General features: G+C 60.5%; 11 protein-coding genes. 3 read left to right on the top strand and 8 right to left on the bottom strand.

Translation table 11 applies throughout. From position 1 onward, the window contains the following. Positions 1–19: 19 nt before the first annotated feature. The 4 genes from ACN9MW_RS18655 to ACN9MW_RS18640 all read right to left on the bottom strand — a co-directional run bounded on the left by ACN9MW_RS18655 (position 20) and on the right by ACN9MW_RS18640 (position 5478). Positions 20–1909 carry a putative bifunctional diguanylate cyclase/phosphodiesterase gene (locus ACN9MW_RS18655; RefSeq protein ID WP_426161971.1) on the bottom strand — a complete coding sequence of 630 codons (1890 nt, stop codon included), beginning with the start codon at positions 1907–1909 and terminating at the stop codon, positions 20–22. After that, positions 1906–2445, bottom strand: coding sequence for a YfiR family protein (locus ACN9MW_RS18650; RefSeq protein ID WP_426161970.1), 540 nt, complete (start codon positions 2443–2445; stop codon positions 1906–1908). Before ACN9MW_RS18650 ends, ACN9MW_RS18655 begins: the two co-directional genes overlap by 4 nt. Beyond that, complete coding sequence (locus ACN9MW_RS18645; RefSeq protein WP_426161969.1) at positions 2445–4409, bottom strand: TonB-dependent receptor plug domain-containing protein; 1965 nt, start codon at positions 4407–4409, stop codon at positions 2445–2447. The genes ACN9MW_RS18650 and ACN9MW_RS18645 overlap by 1 nt, the downstream gene beginning before the upstream one ends. Before the next feature lie 97 nt (positions 4410–4506). After that, entirely contained in the window at positions 4507–5478 is a 972-nt protein-coding gene (locus tag ACN9MW_RS18640; RefSeq protein WP_426161968.1) for a GlxA family transcriptional regulator, read from the bottom strand. Positions 5479–5526: 48 nt separating this feature from the next. Between ACN9MW_RS18640 and ACN9MW_RS18635 the strand changes: the two genes are divergently transcribed. Next, positions 5527–6465, top strand: coding sequence for a fatty acid desaturase family protein (locus tag ACN9MW_RS18635; RefSeq protein WP_426161967.1), 939 nt, complete (start codon positions 5527–5529; stop codon positions 6463–6465). A 164-nt stretch (positions 6466–6629) separates the two neighbouring features. Here the strand turns inward: ACN9MW_RS18635 and ACN9MW_RS18630 are convergent, their stop codons facing one another. Further along, the gene (locus ACN9MW_RS18630) at positions 6630–7085 is read right to left on the bottom strand and encodes a hypothetical protein (protein ID WP_426161966.1); all 456 of its coding nucleotides are present in this window, start codon (positions 7083–7085) and stop codon (positions 6630–6632) included. Positions 7086–7108: 23 nt separating this feature from the next. Beyond that, positions 7109–10342 (bottom strand): winged helix-turn-helix domain-containing protein, encoded by a 3234-nt coding sequence (locus ACN9MW_RS18625; RefSeq protein WP_426161965.1) that lies wholly within the window; start codon positions 10340–10342, stop codon positions 7109–7111. A 188-nt stretch (positions 10343–10530) separates the two neighbouring features. Between ACN9MW_RS18625 and ACN9MW_RS18620 the strand changes: the two genes are divergently transcribed. Next, on the top strand, positions 10531–11871 hold the full coding sequence (locus ACN9MW_RS18620) for a hypothetical protein (protein ID WP_426161964.1): 1341 nt from the start codon (positions 10531–10533) through the stop codon (positions 11869–11871). 3 nt (positions 11872–11874) lie between these two features. Further along, complete coding sequence (locus ACN9MW_RS18615; protein ID WP_426161963.1) at positions 11875–13398, top strand: hypothetical protein; 1524 nt, start codon at positions 11875–11877, stop codon at positions 13396–13398. Here ACN9MW_RS18615 and ACN9MW_RS18610 read toward each other — a convergent pair. Together ACN9MW_RS18610 and gcvP are read right to left on the bottom strand one after the other, a co-directional pair. Beyond that, positions 13395–13724: a hypothetical protein gene (locus ACN9MW_RS18610; protein ID WP_426161962.1), complete on the bottom strand. Its 330-nt coding sequence runs from the start codon at positions 13722–13724 to the stop codon at positions 13395–13397. The genes ACN9MW_RS18615 and ACN9MW_RS18610 overlap by 4 nt on opposite strands. Before the next feature lie 78 nt (positions 13725–13802). Beyond that, positions 13803–16682, bottom strand: coding sequence for an aminomethyl-transferring glycine dehydrogenase (gene gcvP, locus ACN9MW_RS18605; protein ID WP_426161961.1), 2880 nt, complete (start codon positions 16680–16682; stop codon positions 13803–13805). Positions 16683–16711: the final 29 nt, after the last annotated feature.

Below are 16711 nucleotides of genomic sequence, written 5' to 3'. Positions count from 1 at the left end.
ACCCAGGTTTACCGGGTTTTCAGGCTGCCCACAGCCGCCTCTCCCGCAGCAAAGCCTCCAACTGCTCCGCCGGCATTGGCCGCGCAAAGTAATACCCCTGCATCACATCGCACCCGGCATCCGACAGGAACGCCACCTGCTCCTCGGTTTCCACGCCTTCCGCCACCACAGTCATGTTCAGCGAATGCGCCATCGCAATGATCGCCTTCGCGATCGCCGCGCCATCACCAGGCACCGCATGGATAAAGCTGCGGTCGATCTTGAGCTGGTCGATCGGGAAGCGCTTCAAATAGGCCATCGAGGAATACCCGGTCCCGAAGTCGTCGATGGACAGATGGATGCCTGCCGCCTGTATCTTGTGCAGCAAGGCGATATTGGCATTCACATTCTCCATCAGCACGCCCTCGGTAATCTCCAGTTCCAGCAGGCGGGGCGGCAAGCCCGTCTCCATCAGCAATCCCTGCACCTCGTACATCAGCTGCGCATCCTTGGTCTGGCACGCCGAAACATTCACCGCCACGTGCTCGATGTCCTCCATCAGTCCCGCCTTGCGCCAGGTTGCCGCCTGGCGGATCGCGGTCTGCAGCACCCAGCGGCCCAACGGCACGATCACGCCGCTTTCCTCCGCCACCGGAATGAACTCCGCCGGGCTCACCATGCCGCCCAATGCTTCGCAGTGCCAGCGTACCAGAACCTCCATGCCGCGCATGCGCCCGGTGCGCGTGTCTATCTGCGGCTGGTAGTGCAAGGACAGCTCATGATTCTGCAAAGCCTTGCGCAGGTTGGCCTCCAGCGCCAGGCGCTTACTGGCCCGCTGCGCCATCTCCGCATGGAAGACTTCATAGGCATTCTTGCCCTTGTTCTTGGCGTGGTACATGGCAATGTCGGCGCAGCGCACCACGGCTGCCGCGTCGGGAGCATCCTGCGGATAGACGCTGACGCCAATACTCGCGCTGACGAAGAGCTGGTGGGTTTCGACCATGAACGGGTCGGCCAGTGCACGCAGGATCTTGCGCGCCACCTGGTCCGGTTCTGCGTCATCCTCTGCCGGCTCGACGATCACCACGAACTCATCGCCGCCGATACGGCAGATGACATCCGTGCTGCGCAGGGTTTGCCCCAGGCGCTCCGCCACCTGGCGCAACAGCATGTCGCCGATGTCGTGGCCCAGCGTATCGTTGACGATCTTGAAGTTGTCGAGATCGAGCAGGAGCATGCTGACGCTGGTCTCCTGGCGGTCCGCTCGCTTCAGCGCGTGTGCCAGCCGGTCGTTGAAGGCATTTCGGTTGGGCAGGCAAGTGACCGGATCGACGTGCGCCAGCAAGTGCAGGTTCTGCTCGGCCAGTGCCACCGCCGCGCGCATACGCCGCACCAGCAACCACGCCAGTGCAAACGAACCCAGGGTCGCGAACGCTGTAAAGGTGGCAAAAGCCAGCGAACGCCGGTAAAGCGGCAGCAGGGTGGCCCGGATGGAGACGCTGCCAATCAGCTTATGGTCGACGCTGATCGGTTCCTGCACCTCGATATAGTCCATGCCGTATTCGTGCAGCGACTGGCCGGTCTCGCTGATCGCAAGTTCGGGCACCGGTGCGTTATTACGGCGGAACTGGGCCAGCGGCGTGCTGCCGACGATGATATTCGCGCTTTGTACGTCGGGTGATGCCGACAGGCCGCTGAGGATCTCTTCCGCCGCACGGGCATCGCTGAAGAGGAGGGCGGCCGTGCTGTTGTTGCCAACGATGCGGGCCTGCACCTGCATATCGCGCAGGAGGGTACTGCGCAAGGCCATGAACTGGAACACCACCATCAGCATGCCGGCCAGGCACAGGGCGGCACCCGCCGCCAGCATGGTGGAACGCACTACCTTGCTGCCAATCGGCAGCAGCGCGGTTTTGGCGCGCGACTTCATTGCACACTCCTTGCCAGCCGCAATAGCTTGGAACTGAGGGTCAGGCGCGCCTGGCGCACAGGCACCAGGTCCACGTCGAAGCCCACGCGGCGATTGTCGATACCAAAAGAAATCATGGCGCCGTTGGCGCCAATGATCCTGTCATCCGCAACCGTCAGCACGCTGCTGGTCGCCAGGTCATTCTTGAGCAGGGACCACCGTTCGCGGTCCCGTGCATCCAGCACCAGAAGGTGGCAGGCCGCCAGCTGTGCGCCGCCCGGCGCTGCAGGCAGCGTGCGCACTGAAACACGGTGCCCGTTGACCTGCTTTTCCTGCAGCCCGGTCAACGCGGCCAGCAAGGCGTTGCCCTGGAAGACGCACAGGCGCAACGGCGCGCTGGCGGGCAGGGTGTCCGCAGGCCATTCGGTAAACAGGGCGAAATTGTACAGGATGGCCGCCTTCAGTTCCGCCTCGTCTGCGCCCGCAGGAAGCTGGGCGCGCGCGTATTCGCTCGCGGTGACCAGCAGAAGCAGCAGGGCGAAGAGTTGGCGCATCATCAGTAGGCCGCCTTCAGCCTGAGATAGACGCGGCGGCCGTCTTGCTCGATGGAGTGCTGCAGCAGTCCCAGCGAAGACGGATCCGCATAGCGCCGGTCGAACAGGTTCTGTATGCCAAGCGAGGCGTCGAAGTGGCGGGTCAGTCCGACGGTGAAGAAGTTGATGTTGGCAAGCATGAAGCCTGCCGTCTCGCCGCCATCGAGCAGCCTGCGCCCGCCCATGTACTGGCCCTCGACACCGACATGCCAGACGCCGGCCAGCCGCCCGGTGGCATTGAACTTGGCCAGCCAGCGCGGTGAATTGACCTCGCTGATGCCGCCCGTGACGGTCTGGCGCGAAATGCTGCTTCGCAGTCTCGCTCCGTTCCTGAAGGAGCGTTCATATTCAAGTTCGATACCGCGCGCACGCGCCCGGCCCAGGTTGCGGAAGATCGGCAAGCCGAATTCCTCGTCCTCGACTTCGGTTACCAGGCCGGAAGCCTCATTGGCATAAGCGCTCAGCGTGAAGCGCGCGTTGGCGCCCAATTGCCGGACCAAGGATAGTTCATGGCTGCGAATGCGCTCGCGGCCAAGATCGGGGTTCGCCAATTGACCGCCTTCGGTGTCGATACCGTAGAACAGTTCATAGCTGTTAGGCGTGCGGAATGCGCTGCCGTAGATGGCTTTGACCGTTGTTTCCGGCGACAGTTCGGCAATCAGGGCTAGGCGCGGATTGAATACGCCGCCAGTGCTGGTTTCACGGTCGTAGCGCAGGCCGGCGTTGAGCAGGATGCCTTTGGCCAGCGTGATTTCATCCTGCATATAGATGCCGAAACGCTTGCTTTGTGAGCGGTCATTCAGGTAGCTGACGAAAGGCTCGGTGTCGAAGTTCTGCTGCAGCACATCGTGGTTGTACTGGTAATCCGCACCGACGACCAACTTGTGGGATTCGAGCAGCTGCAGGAACAGGTTGACGTCCGCTCCCCACCACTTGGCGCGGGTCCGGTCCAAGTTGATGGTGCCGAAGGGTTCCTGGTTGACGAAGTGCCCGTCATAAAGGTACTCGGAATGGTAAAGGCGGGCCGAAAGCTCGCCGTGCATCGGCAGCATCGTAGCGCGATAGCCGACTTCCGCCATCCGCAATTCGTCGACCGTCAGTCCGCCCGCGACGTCGAATGGCTGGCCGTAAGAAGCCGTTGGCATGCCCTTGGTCCGCTTGCCGTCGATCAGGGTTAGGGACCATGCGCCAACTTGGCCGCGCGCAAAGAAGCGCGAGTAGCGTTCCCAATCCAGCCCGTGCGCGGTACCGCCGAATTCGGGGAAGTAGAGGTCGCGGCCATCACTGAGGCCGCGGTTAGCTGCCAGCAGCAATTCGGCATCGCCGTTTCGCCAGCCGTAGCTTGCGCTGCCGGAGCGAGTGCCGGCCTGGCCAGCTTCCAGCGTGGCGCGCGTCCCCTCGATGTCGGGCGCGCGGCGGGTGATCACATTGATCACGCCGAAGAATGCGTTGGTGCCGTAGATCGACGATCCCGGCCCCGGCACAAATTCGATGCGATCGACCAGTTCAAGATCAAGCGGGAATTCAGCGCCAAGCTGCGCCTGGTCGAAAACCGGATCGTTGATGCGCGTGCCATCAATCTGCAGAAGGAAGCGCGTATTCAGGTCGCCCGGCCGCAAGAAGCCACGCGCCCCGAGATAGCTGTAGCTGCGGTCGTTGCTGGTGTACAGCCCGCGAATGCTGCGCAACGCATCGGCGAGCGTGCGCCAACCGTAGGCACGGATGTCGGCTGAAGTAAGTACGGTTACATTCGAAGGAGCTTGCGTCGCTTTTTGGTTAAAGCGGGAGGCGCTAAAGACCTCCATCGACATCAATTGCTCAAGCGGCAAGGTGGTCAAGTCGGCATCTTGCGCGCATGCGTTTGCCGCCGCGAGCAGCAAGACTGCCAGCGGCCTGGTGCGCAGGCCTTGCAGTGCTGTGATTCTCATCCCGATGGTTTGTTTTCTAGGTGTGTTCACATGGTGGCATTGCCCTGCGGGAATGTACAGTGCAACAGGCACCATCAGCACTGATAAACAACATCCGTTAATTGCCGAGCAACGTTCGCCAGGCACTGGGCGCCTGGCCCGTCACCTGCTTGAACGCGCGGCGGAAAACGGCCTCGTCGCTGAAACCGGTTTCAATCGCAACGCGTCGCAAACCAGCGCTCGGTTTTGCCAACAGGCGCTTGGCCTGCTCGATTCGGCATCGAAGAATGTACTGCACCGGCGTGACGCTGAGCGCCGCGCTGAAACGCCGCGCCAGGTTGCGCTGGCTCATGGCGATATGGCGCGCCACGTCGTCGGGTGTGATGCCAGCGCAGCTATGTTGTTCAATATACCGTTGCGCGGCCTGGATGCGGACATCGCCGTGTTCATGGTGCCCGCTAGCCAGGCCGACGTCTGCCAACTGGCGCGCCGAGTTGGCATAGCGAGCGAACTTCAGCGCAGCTTTCTCGCCATGGAAACGCTTTACCAAGTGGGCGCAAGCGTCGATGGTTGGCGTGATGCTGGCCGCTGTGATCAGCCTGCCATCAACGACGAGTGGCGATTGCGGCGACAGGCGTACCGCTGGACGCGCGGCAGCGATTGCGCGCCGGTCCGCCAGATTGCACGTGGCATCATGCCCATCGAGCAAGCCAGTTGCCGCCAGCAATCGCACGCCACTGGCCGAAGCGAGGACGCAGCCGCCTGCTTCGTAGTGCCTGACGATCCAGCGCAGTAGGGAAGGGCTGGTTGGCACGTCGCCGTAGAAGGAGGGCAGCACCAGAACGCCGGCTATTTTGGCATTGCGCAAGCTGCGCTCCGGTAGCAATGGCGGCCCCGTGAAGGAACGGACTGGCTGCAAGGTAGGACCGACGAGAGCCACATCGAACATCGCGGCGGCATGCAAATCGACCTCACGCGCGTTCAACGTCCCTGCGACCGCGAGCAACTCGCGAATCAGCATGACGCCGCCAGCCCAGCAGTTGTGGTCGATGTAGATGCTTGTCGGTGTGGCGGAAAAAGTGCGTTGCATGACGAATAATGTACCATGATCTGCTGCGTGCGGCGCTAGGATGGCCACATGAACATCCTCTCCTACATCGACAAGCAAGAGCTTCGGGCCTTCACTACTGCCGACAACTGGCGTGCTTCCTACGTCATGCTTGTCAACGTGGCGCTGGTCGCAGCCGGCTTCGCGCTACCCGCGGTTTGGCATCATCCGATCGCCTGGATATTCGCTAGTGTGCTGCTCGCCGGCCGAGCGCTCGGCTTCGCGATCCTTACGCACGATGCCGCGCATCTGAATTTCTTCACTTCTCGCAAAGTGAACCAATGGATGGGAAAGTGGGTTTTCGGCGCCCTGCCAAACGTGCCTTATGCGGCATATCGTCGCGGGCATTTGGAACACCATCGTGCTGCAGGCACGGGCGCTGATCCGGACCTTGCTTTTGTCGCCGGTTACCCCGCTACGCGCGCCAGCCTGCTCCGAAAACTATTGCGCGACGTCTCCGGCGTGAACGGCGTGAAGGGGATCGTCTACCAATTCCAGCCGAGCGATCGCGGTGCGCTGTATCCGGTATTCGTTATGCATGGGCTGATCATCGCCGTGCTGTGGGCATTGGGTGTGCCAGAGGTTTACGCATGCTGGTGGCTTGGCCAGCTCTTCGTCTTTCCGCTGTTGCTGCGCTTGCGCGTGATGGGCGAGCATGGCGGCGTGCCCGATCATATGGACCGAGACCCGCGCCGCAACACAGCGACCACGTTGGCCGGCCCGCTCGCGCGTTTGCTGGTCGCTCCCAACTTCGTCAACTACCACCTTGAACACCACATGGCCGCAACTGTGCCAGGCTATAAACTGCCAGCGTTGCATAAACTGTTACGAGAGCGAGGCTACTTCGAAGGCACCGAGTGCTTGGCTACATCCTATTGGGCAGTGATCCGCCGCTGTACCGCCAAAAATGAAAACGCCGCAGGACGCCGCATTAGCGGCGCCCGCGGCGCCTTGGACAATATGCGTTAAGAATTCTCTACGCAGACCATTCAAGACTTCGGGAGGCTCTGCTGCGTTTGCGTAACGCGGGCCAAGTCGCAAACGGCTTCAAATTACTTTGAGAAAAATCGTATTGCGGATGCAGCTGAAAAGAAAGCGGCCATTGGGATGCTGGTGCTTAGGGAGCGCCAATCTTATTGGCCAGGATCGTTACCTTCTTCCGGCTCCAACATAGCCGTCGCAATTTGACCATCCGAGAACTCTGGTTGGCCCGGATCGTTCTCAACTTCAGGATCAACAGCGAACTCGAGCTCATCAGAGTCTTTGAAGTGAATCGTTAAATTCAATACTTCTTTAAATGAGTTCGCATCCGTCATTACCATCACTTTCCCACTCTGACTGATCGTCGGGGCACTAATTTGTTCAGGGCGCTTTCCCTTGACGTTCACTGACTTGAAGCGTACTCCAGACGGTGTCGGCGCCACCAATTCATAGCTCAAGATAGTATCAGGAGCGGTCACCTTGACCTTTGCGGGGGTAAAAGTAGTTTGATATTTCACCTTCTTTGTCGCTGAATCGAGTGAAGGAACTGCGACAACTTGAACTTGAATGACAGGTGCTGCGTCCAACGAGTTTTGGATTTTTGGCATGAGATACTCCTTGTTGTATGTCTTTACTGTGACGAGATAATACGAAGATAGCGCTCGTCACGATACGCTATTTGACTTAACTTCCTCTTGTCTTCGGCGAGCTCGGCCTTGTTTCCGAGACATCTGTTTGCGATTGCTGATGGAACTAAGAGGTGGTAATCGCGCTGATCCCCTGGTGAAGCCTTCAAAGCCGCCAAGGCCAGTCGGCAATCCTGTTGAGATTCAGATGAATTCCAACCACGGGAACGTGCGCGGCCAAGTAAAGCCTCGATGTAACTTTCGAAGAGTAGGGTGTCAGCTTTGTTCTTCTTAAGCAGCCCCTCAAGCTCGGTTGTTGCGGTATCGAAACGGCTCGTCGCTTCGGAAGATTGCTTAGCCATTAGCAGTACTTCACCCCTTAGCACATCAATTCGGCCTTTGAGTGCACTAGCCCGGGCCATCTGTGGTTCAGCACTCTTGTTGTTGGCTATGTTTTTCAACAACATATCGAGATCGCTCAAGGTCGTAGCCCGAGGTTTCGTTAAAGCCTCCTCACGAATCATCCGAAGTTGATTTTCAGCTAAGATATAGAACCATTCCTGGTTGCTGGAGTCCTGCTGAACCAATCGGGTAAGCAATATGTTTGCCTCCCGATATTTCTCGATAGCTTGAGTTGAATGACCCATTGCGGAACTGAGCTCACCTTGGAAGCGCAACGTATGGCTCAACCTCAGTTGCCAAGTGGCATCATTCGGAGATTGAGAAATGAGATCTTGGAGAAGCAATTCCGATTGTTTATAAAGGTCATATGCTTCCGAAAGTTGACCCAATCGTACCTTCACTGCGGCGAGACCGACGATGCTATTTGCAAGGCCGCCAGAAAGCTCAGCGGTTTTACGCTTGCTAAGCGCCTGCTCCTTTAGTTGTACGGACGTGCCGAATGATGCAGCTGCAAACTCTAAATTGCCTTGGCGGAGAGCTACTGTGCCCAGGTTTCCATGGCTATAAGCCAGTTCGATAATCGCATCCACGTTTTCCGGCGCCACTGCTCGCCATCTTTCGCTTGCCGCCTTATATTCATTGAAATATTTCGTGGCGATTTCAAATTCCCTTTGCCTTAGATGAACCAATCCGAGCCAATAGGCATTTGTACCGAGATTCTTTAGATGTGCTTCGTCGGTACTGTTAGATGAGCCTTGTTGAAGCAAGAGTTCGCGAGCCGTCAGCAATGCCTCCTTAGCCTTCTCTGGCGTGGCGCGTGCGATGTTGACCTCTGCAATCACTTGCAAGGCTTTGGCCCTATGGGTCACGGACTCCGGCGTCGTAGTAGAGTGTTTTGTCGCCGTTAAATACTGAAGTGCTCGAGCACTCACGTCGTCAAGCAATTCTAATCTACCTAATGGGCGCACTTTTTCTACAAATTCCCCCAGCATATAACCCATCAAACCTTCAGCTTCGATTCGATGTTCTTCGGACTCCCGTTGCGAATTTCGCGCAATAAGACCAAGTACTGTCGAAAGGATCGCCAGGAGAAGAATGGCTGTGATCACAACGACATTGATGCGTTCACGGAATTTTGCACGGGCGATCGACCGCCGAATAAATTCAGATTCAAGCGGAGCAATTGCGAAGTCGGGCAAGCGCAACAACTCAGCGGCTTGGTGCGTTTGCATACCTTGGGGTATAAGGAGATCATTCCTCCGTTCCGCTTGTTCCCATCGTTCTGCTTGCCCTCGTAGGCGAGTTCGCAATTGCAATGCTTGACGATGGTATTCAACCCAATCGGAAACCCGTGGCCAGCGACGCAACAGCGCTTCATGTGCAACACCAAAACTTGGAACGTCGCCGGCCAATTCACTGACGAAGAGACGTGCTTCAACCATAACCCGTACCAGTTCACGTTCATCGTCGGTCTTCAACATCGATAAAGGACTGCGACGAGAAGTAACTGAAGTTTGGTCTTCTCCAATATTCACTAGCAGCGAGAGAACGCGAGGTAGCGCTTCCAACTGCGATGACGTTAAGCGACCTACAACTTGCTCTGCTCGTACGCCAACGGCACCGTCGATTCCGCCCAGTTCCCGATAAATCGCGAACCTTAACTGCCCCTCTTCACTTCGCTGACGGTAGAGCTCGTTTAAGCAATATTGGAGTAGTGGCAGGGTATCAGGGTTGCCTCGAGCGGCATCGCAAAGAACGTCGTCGAGTCGGGCATCGGTTTTTTCATCTTTTTCAAACGTCAAGCTGGCAGCGAGGGCCGGCTGACGAACGATTTGGGCGATGTCGGCGCCGTCTGGTGGAAGTACATCGAAGTGACCGCCGCGCGACTTCAAGGCGAGCAAAACTGGCTGTGCCATGACTTCGGGATAGAAATCATTCCGGCACGCCATCAGTATGAGCAGGCAGTTTGACTTTGCGAGCGCATCAATTACTTCCATGAAGCGGTCTGCGTCGCCTGGCAGCGCACGGAAAACTGCTTCTAGGCGGTCGACGAACACGCCGATAGCCGTGCGCTGGCAGGCCCGTTCGCGCAGTTCTGCCGCGACGGCATCTGGCTCGGATGTCAGGCGCTGGCCGAGGCTGTCGGCACTGGCACCGGAAAATAGCGACTCGCCGTTGATCTCGGCGTCGATTAGGGCGCCGGCCAAGGCCTGGAACAGGGTGCCGCTGCCGAGGTCGGCGCAGTCTAGATAAACCGTGCTGGAGAGTCCGACAGGCTCGTCTGAGCGAACTGCACCAGCCATTAATTGAGGCAGCAGACCGGCGCGGACCAGCGAAGTCTTCCCGGAGCCGGAAGGTCCGAGCACCAGCGCCATTGGACAACCATGTGCCGCCTGGGTTAGAACCAGCTCACGCAATTGGGCGGTCGCTTGCACGCGACCGAAGAAGATGGCGGCGTGATTTTCCTGGAATGCTTCCAGACCCCGGAACGGCGATCCACCCTCCCACGTGGTCGCAGGTGGCGCGGCCAGGGTCACGACGGGGGCAATTGCGCGATAACCGCGCTTGCGGATCGTCTCGATATACCGCGGTTCGGTGCTCGAATCGCCGAAGGCGCGGCGCAGCTGGGTGATGGCTTTATGGACCGGGTTGTCGCCCAACTCGTTGCTTCCCCAACAAGCCTGCAGGATCTCTTCCGCTGGAATTACCGCCCCGGGGTGGCGGCAAAGATAGCGCAGAACCGCCATTACGCGCGGCTCGAGCTGCGTTTTCGCTTCCCCGTTGGTGACGACATTGGCTTCTGGACTGACCAACCAGTCGCCGAATTGAAACTCCATGGCCTGTTGAACCTTCTTTTTATCTGTCTCTTATAAATCAATGACTTAGAAACCTTCCGGAGCATTTCTTCCGGTCCGGAAGGTTTTCTTCCGGCCTCCGGAAGGTTGCCGGAAGGCGAGGGAAGACTTTTTTTCTTACAGTGCAGTCATTGCCAAACGGCCAAATCTTAACATTCTTAAAAGCAAAAATGGTCACAACTAAAGCGGTATTTTTCGAAATCGGTTCCGACACCACGACTTCGGTGCAACAGCTGTCCGCCAGCTGGTTTACTTCCGGAAAGTTGCTAGAGAGTACGATTGACGCCATGCGGGCCGCCGGAGAGTTTCCTAATGACATCCGTTACGGGAGCATGGAAGTGGGCAGCCTGGCCCTCGGCGGCGAAGGCGAGGACCGTGCCGAGTTGCGTCCTGTCGAGATCCGATATGACTCCGCGGCACCAACTACTGCCCAACTGACATTGACGCTTGCATCAGGGAATTTGCGCTTTTACAACGCTTACGGCCGGCGCGACATCCTGCGTCAGCCGGTGGCCGGCTGGCGCCTTGAGTTCACGGCCGCGGTCAACGAATATGGCGGCCTGGTGCTCCAGGCGGCTTTATGTGACGTGGATAAATCTCATTTGCCGTGTGACAACGGCCCGTTGAAGGAATTCTTTATCACTGCGGTTGGAAACTGGCTGCGCAGCCTGGCTCCGGCGGTGCTCAATAAGACAGCAATGCGCCGCGCCGTGATCGGGCGCGAGAGCTTCCTGCGCCAGTACATCTACCCAATGGTGGTGGAGAAGCTGCAACGGCGCCTGGATTCGCTGCCCGACTATGTGGCGTCGCGCGATGGCGTGGCGCAGGTCAATCCGCAGGAATGCCAGAACGAGAAGTCGGGCGTCGAGGCGACGCTCTGCAACGGCGAGCGCGCGCGCTTCATCCGCAACAGCAATGGCTGGACCTATCGCGACCACGTTCTGCTGAACTGGCAGGAAGCCAACCGTACCTTGCATGACCGCGAGTCGGAGCAGGACCTGCAATGCATGGTAACCATGGGCCGCCAGGCCGGGCCGGATGGCGTGCCGCGTCCGACCATCGACATCAGCAGTGTGCTGGGCCGTTATGAGTGGGACAGCGTGAAGCAGGAACTGCCGCTGTCGCGCCAGCGCAGCTATATGGGCAAGGCCTGGGCGCGCGCGACGCTGCAATGGTCGCTGCGACTGCAGTGGCAGGTCGAAAACGGCCGGGTGGGCGTGGCGTCGCTCGCACGCAAGAGTGTGCCGGCCACCGACGCTGGGACTACCGGAATTTACGTGGTGTCCGACCCGCTGCCGCACCTGCTGAATGTGCAGCGCATCAACCTGTGGTGGGAAGGCAACGCTGCCAGCCTGGCCTCGGTTCAACAGGATATTGCCGGTTTCCTGGCAACGGCTACCGGCGACATGTTCGCCGCCGTTGCCGAGGGGCTGGCCCCAGGGCGCAAGCTGGGGTGCCGTGACTTGCGCATCAATGAGTCTGGTGACATAGAAATTGAACTGGGGGAGTGAAGCATGTCTGTGCTGATGACATCTGTGCCGGTGGCGCAGGTACGGAAGTGGGGCGGCGCCAGTGCGTCGGGCGCCTTGAGTTATGCCGCAGCGCGCGTGGCGCGCATTGTGCTGCAACGTGAACCGATGGCGAGCGAGGCGCTGTCGTGGACTACCCTGTATAGCTGCCAGGGCGAGGCTGTGCGCGGCCGCGCGGAGCTGGCGCTGCATATGCTGGCGCGCCCTGAACTGGCGGAACTGGACGTGAAAGAGCGCCTGCTGCGCGCCTACAACGCGGTGTTCGACCGCTACGACACGTCGCAGCCGGCCGACATGCCTTATTGGCGCAGCCAGGTGACGGCTGGCCGCGAACTGCCTGCGCTGGTGCGGCAGGAACTGGTGCCGCTGTATGAAACGGGCTACCGTTCCAGCCCTTGCGCAGCACCGGCCCTGGCCCGTTCGCCCCTGTTCGTGGTGCGTGACGCATCAGGCTTGCCGCTGGTGTTTACGGTCGGCGCCAATCGTTCGCTATATATGTTCCGCCGCACGCCGTTCGGCCGTTGGTCGCAGACGGACCTGAGCGGCATGCTGCCTTTGAACCAGCCCGGCAAGGTGCAGGCACTCGACGTCCAGCAGGCGCCGGATGGCACCATTGCGCTGGCGCTTGCGGTTGCTCCATGGGCCAGCGGCGGCGGGCCGACCTTGCATGTGGCAGTCGGCATTCCCAATCACCTCGACGAGGCAGCATGGGTGGAGGCCATGCGCGGCCTGGCGCCGCGCCATGTGCCGGAAATGCAGGATGATGTCACGCGTATCTCCTTTGGCCTGCTGCAGTCGGGCGCCGTGCCGATGGTGCTGGTGACTGCGGCGAAGACATGGTACTTCAACGCAGCGATGGAAGGCCCGTTGAGTGCCTGGGAAGAACAGGAGGGCGTTGACTCGCTAGCGTCGGCAATCGGCAGCTACAGGGTGCCGGGTGCCTGGCGCCTGAGTGATACGCCTTGCGGCCGCACCCTGCGTTTCAACAGCTTTTCCCGCGCGGCCTCCTGGGGGATCGCGATCGACTACCAGGGCCTGCCGCGCCGAGCGTCCAGCCTGCACCTGGCGCCGTCCAACGTTCCGAACGTGCCTGACGTGTTTGTGGCAGGCGAGAGCATCGTCGTCTATCGCGGCGGGCAGTCCGTGCCGCAACCGGTCGCCAATATCGGCGGAGCATGCGTGGTGTGGAGCGAGTCGAGCCCGGTGGGCGAGTACCTCGCTTATGGCGACGGTGCGGGCGGCCTGTGGCTGGTGTGCCGGAAGCAGGGCGGGCATTGGGGCATGCCTGTGCCCATCGCAACGACGCTGGTGATGGCGGCGCTGATGGCGGCGCCGAATCACGGCGGCGTGCATGCGATCGGCGTGACGCCAGGCGGGGCGTTGGCATGGCTGCGTTTTAACGCCGATGGCGCGCAGGTGGGGGCGGAGGAAATTACCCAGGCCGCGGTGTGGGATGACGAAGCACAGGATGTGCAGCGCGCAGCCCGGGTGGCGCGCAGCGTGGCTTAAGGCTTGTCGCGCGTCAGGAGCGCGTCGACGATGCTGGCGACCCAGCAGGCCAGCAGGATCCAGCCTGCCGTGGAGGTGCCGGGCATGATGCTGGCCTTGGTTAGCCGCTGGGCGATGAGGATCGGGTCGGGCGGCAGGGCGCCGCTCAGCGCTTGGTCCATCAGGACCGCGGTGGCTTTCCATACGCCATACATCAGCCAGCCGAAAACTGCCAGCGCCGGCAGCATGAATACCAGGCCACGCACTGTGCGCTTCAGTACCAGCATTTGGCCAAGGCCGGGGAAGCCGAGGCCGGAAATCAGGGCTGCTTTGGTAGATTGCTTCATTCAGTTTCCTTCAAAACCGGTAAACCAGGGTCAGACCCAAGGGTCCGACCCGGATTCACCGGTTTCAGGCAAGCGCGCTTATGCGTAATCGCTGACTGGAATGCAGGCGCAGAACAGGTTGCGGTCGCCATACACGTTGTCGGCGCGGCCAACCGGCGGCCAGTACTTCTGCTTGCGCAGCGACGGCACAGGATAGGCGGCCACTTCGCGGCTGTACTTGCGGTCCCACTTGTCTGCCAGCAGTACTTCAGCGGTGTGCGGGGCAAACTTCAGTGGGTTGTCCAGCTTGTCGAATTCGCCCGATTCCACCTTGGCGATTTCGGCGCGGATGGCGATCATGGCGTCGATGAAGCGGTCCAGTTCAACCTTGGACTCGGATTCGGTCGGCTCGATCATCAGCGTGCCCGGAACCGGGAAACTCATGGTCGGTGCGTGGAAGCCGAAGTCCATCAGGCGCTTGGCCACGTCTTCGTTGCTGATGCCGGTGGCGTCGGTCAATGGACGCAGGTCCAGGATGCACTCGTGCGCCACCAGGCCGTCGTGACCCGAGTACAGCACGGGGAAGTGCGGCGCCAGGCGGCGTGCGACGTAGTTGGCGTTCAGGATCGCGGTTTCGGTGGCTGCGGTCAGGCCTTCGCCGCCCATCATGGCGATGTACATCCAGGAGATCGGCAGGATCGATGCGGAGCCGAACGGTGCGGCCGAAATCGAGCCGATGCCGTCTTCGCTGCGCACGTAGCCGTTGGAGCGCTGGTTCGGCAGGAACTTGGCCAGGTGTGCGCCAACGCCGATCGGGCCGACGCCTGGGCCGCCACCGCCGTGAGGGATGCAGAAGGTCTTGTGCAGGTTCAGGTGCGATACGTCGCCGCCGAACGCGCCTGGGCCGGCCACGCCAACCAGTGCATTCATGTTGGCGCCGTCCACGTAAACCTGGCCGCCGTGCGAGTGGATGATTTCGCACAGTTCGGTGATGCCGTCTTCGAACACGCCGTGGGTGGATGGGTAGGTCACCATCACGCAGGCCAGGTTCTTGGAGTGCTGCTCGGCCTTGGCTTTCAGGTCCACCAGGTCAACGTTGCCCTTGTCGTCGCAGGCGGTCACCACAACCTGCATGCCCACCATGGCGGCGGAAGCAGGGTTGGTTCCGTGTGCCGACGATGGAATCAGGCAGATGTTGCGGTGGCCTTCGCCGCGCGATTCGTGGTACTTCTTGATCACCAGCAGACCGGCGTATTCGCCCTGCGAGCCGGCGTTAGGCTGCAGCGAGACAGCGGCGTAGCCGGTCACGGCGCACAGCATTTCTTCCAGCTGGGCGATCATTTCGCGGTAGCCGACGGTCTGGTCGTTCGGTGCGAACGGGTGGATCGACGAGAACTCAGGCCAGGTCACCGGGATCATTTCGCTGGTGGCGTTCAGCTTCATGGTGCAGGAGCCCAGCGGGATCATGGTGCGGTCCAGCGCCAGGTCCTTGTCGGCCAGGGAGCGCAGGTAGCGCAGCATTTCGGTTTCGCTGTGGTAGCGGTTGAAGGTTGGGTGCTCCAGGTAAGCGGAGGTACGTGCCAGCGCTTCAGGGAAGCTGGCGCCGACCGATGCTTCAACTGCGTCGAAGTCCGGCGCAGCCTTGCCGCCGCTGAACACGTTCCACAGCGCTGCCAGGGTGTCGCGGTCGCAGGTTTCGTCGAGCGACACGCCAACGTGCTTGGCGTCGATCTTGCGCAGGTTGATGCCGGCGGCAACAGCGGCTGCGTGCAGTTCGTTGGCCTTGTCGGTGGCGACGGTCAGGGTGTCGAAGAAGGTGTCGTTGACCGAGTAGCCCAGGGACTTCAGGTTGGCGGCCAGGATGCCGGTGTAGCGGTGGGTGCGCTCGGCGATCTGCTTCAGGCCTTTCGGGCCGTGGTAGACGGCGTACATCGAAGCCATCACGGCCAGCAGCACCTGTGCGGTACAGATATTAGAGGTCGCTTTTTCGCGGCGGATGTGCTGTTCGCGGGTCTGCAGGGCCAGGCGGTAAGCCTTGTTGCCGTTCTGGTCGATGGTCACGCCAACCAGGCGGCCTGGCATGGAGCGCTTGTATTCGTCGCGGGTGGCCATATAGCCGGCGTGCGGGCCGCCGAAGCCCAGCGGCACGCCGAAGCGCTGCGAGTTGCCGACCACAACGTCGGCGCCCCATTCGCCCGGAGGGGTCAGCATGGTCAGGGCCAGCAGGTCGGCGGCAACGATCACCATGGCACCGGAAGCTTTGACCGTTTCGACGGCAGCGCGGTAGTCGCGCACAACGCCGTTCACGCCCGGGTATTGCAGCAGCACGCCGAAAGCATCGGTCACGCCGGCCAGCTCGGACGGGTCGAAGGTCTTGACGGTGATGCCCAGCGGCTCGGCGCGGGTCTGCACTACTTCCAGGGTCTGCGGCAGCACGTCGTTGGCGACGTAGAAGGTGTTCGACTTGGACTTGCCGACGCGCTGGATCAGGGTCATGGCTTCGGCAGCGGCGGTGCCTTCGTCCAGCATGGACGAGTTGGCGATGGCCATGCCGGTCAGGTCGATCAGCACCTGCTGGAAGTTCAGGATCGCTTCCAGGCGGCCCTGGGAGATCTCCGGCTGGTACGGGGTGTAAGCGGTGTACCAGGCTGGGTTTTCGAAGATGTTACGCAGGATAACGCCCGGGGTGTGGGCGTTGTAGTAACCTTGGCCGATCAGGGATTTCAGCACCTTGTTCTTGGAAGCGATGCCTTTCAGCTTGGCCAGTGCTTCGTTCTCCGGCAGCGGCTGGAAGAACTGGCCCAGCGGCAGGTCATTCTTGTTGCGGATGCCCGGCGGGACGATGGCATCGATCAGGGCGGCGCGGGTTGCGTAGCCGAGCACGTCCAGCATTTGCTGCTGTTCTGCGGCTTCCGGGCCGATGTGGCGGGCGATGAAGGCATCGCGGGCTTCAAGTTGGGTCAGGCTGGTGCGGGTCATGGTGGGAAATCTCTTGGCCAGAATGTGAA

The sequence above is a fragment of the Pseudoduganella sp. R-34 genome, from assembly GCF_049904655.1.
Classification (GTDB): Bacteria; Pseudomonadota; Gammaproteobacteria; order Burkholderiales; family Burkholderiaceae_D; genus Rugamonas.
Note: the sequence above shows the minus strand (reverse complement) of the source record. Positions and strands in the feature narration are given on the sequence as shown.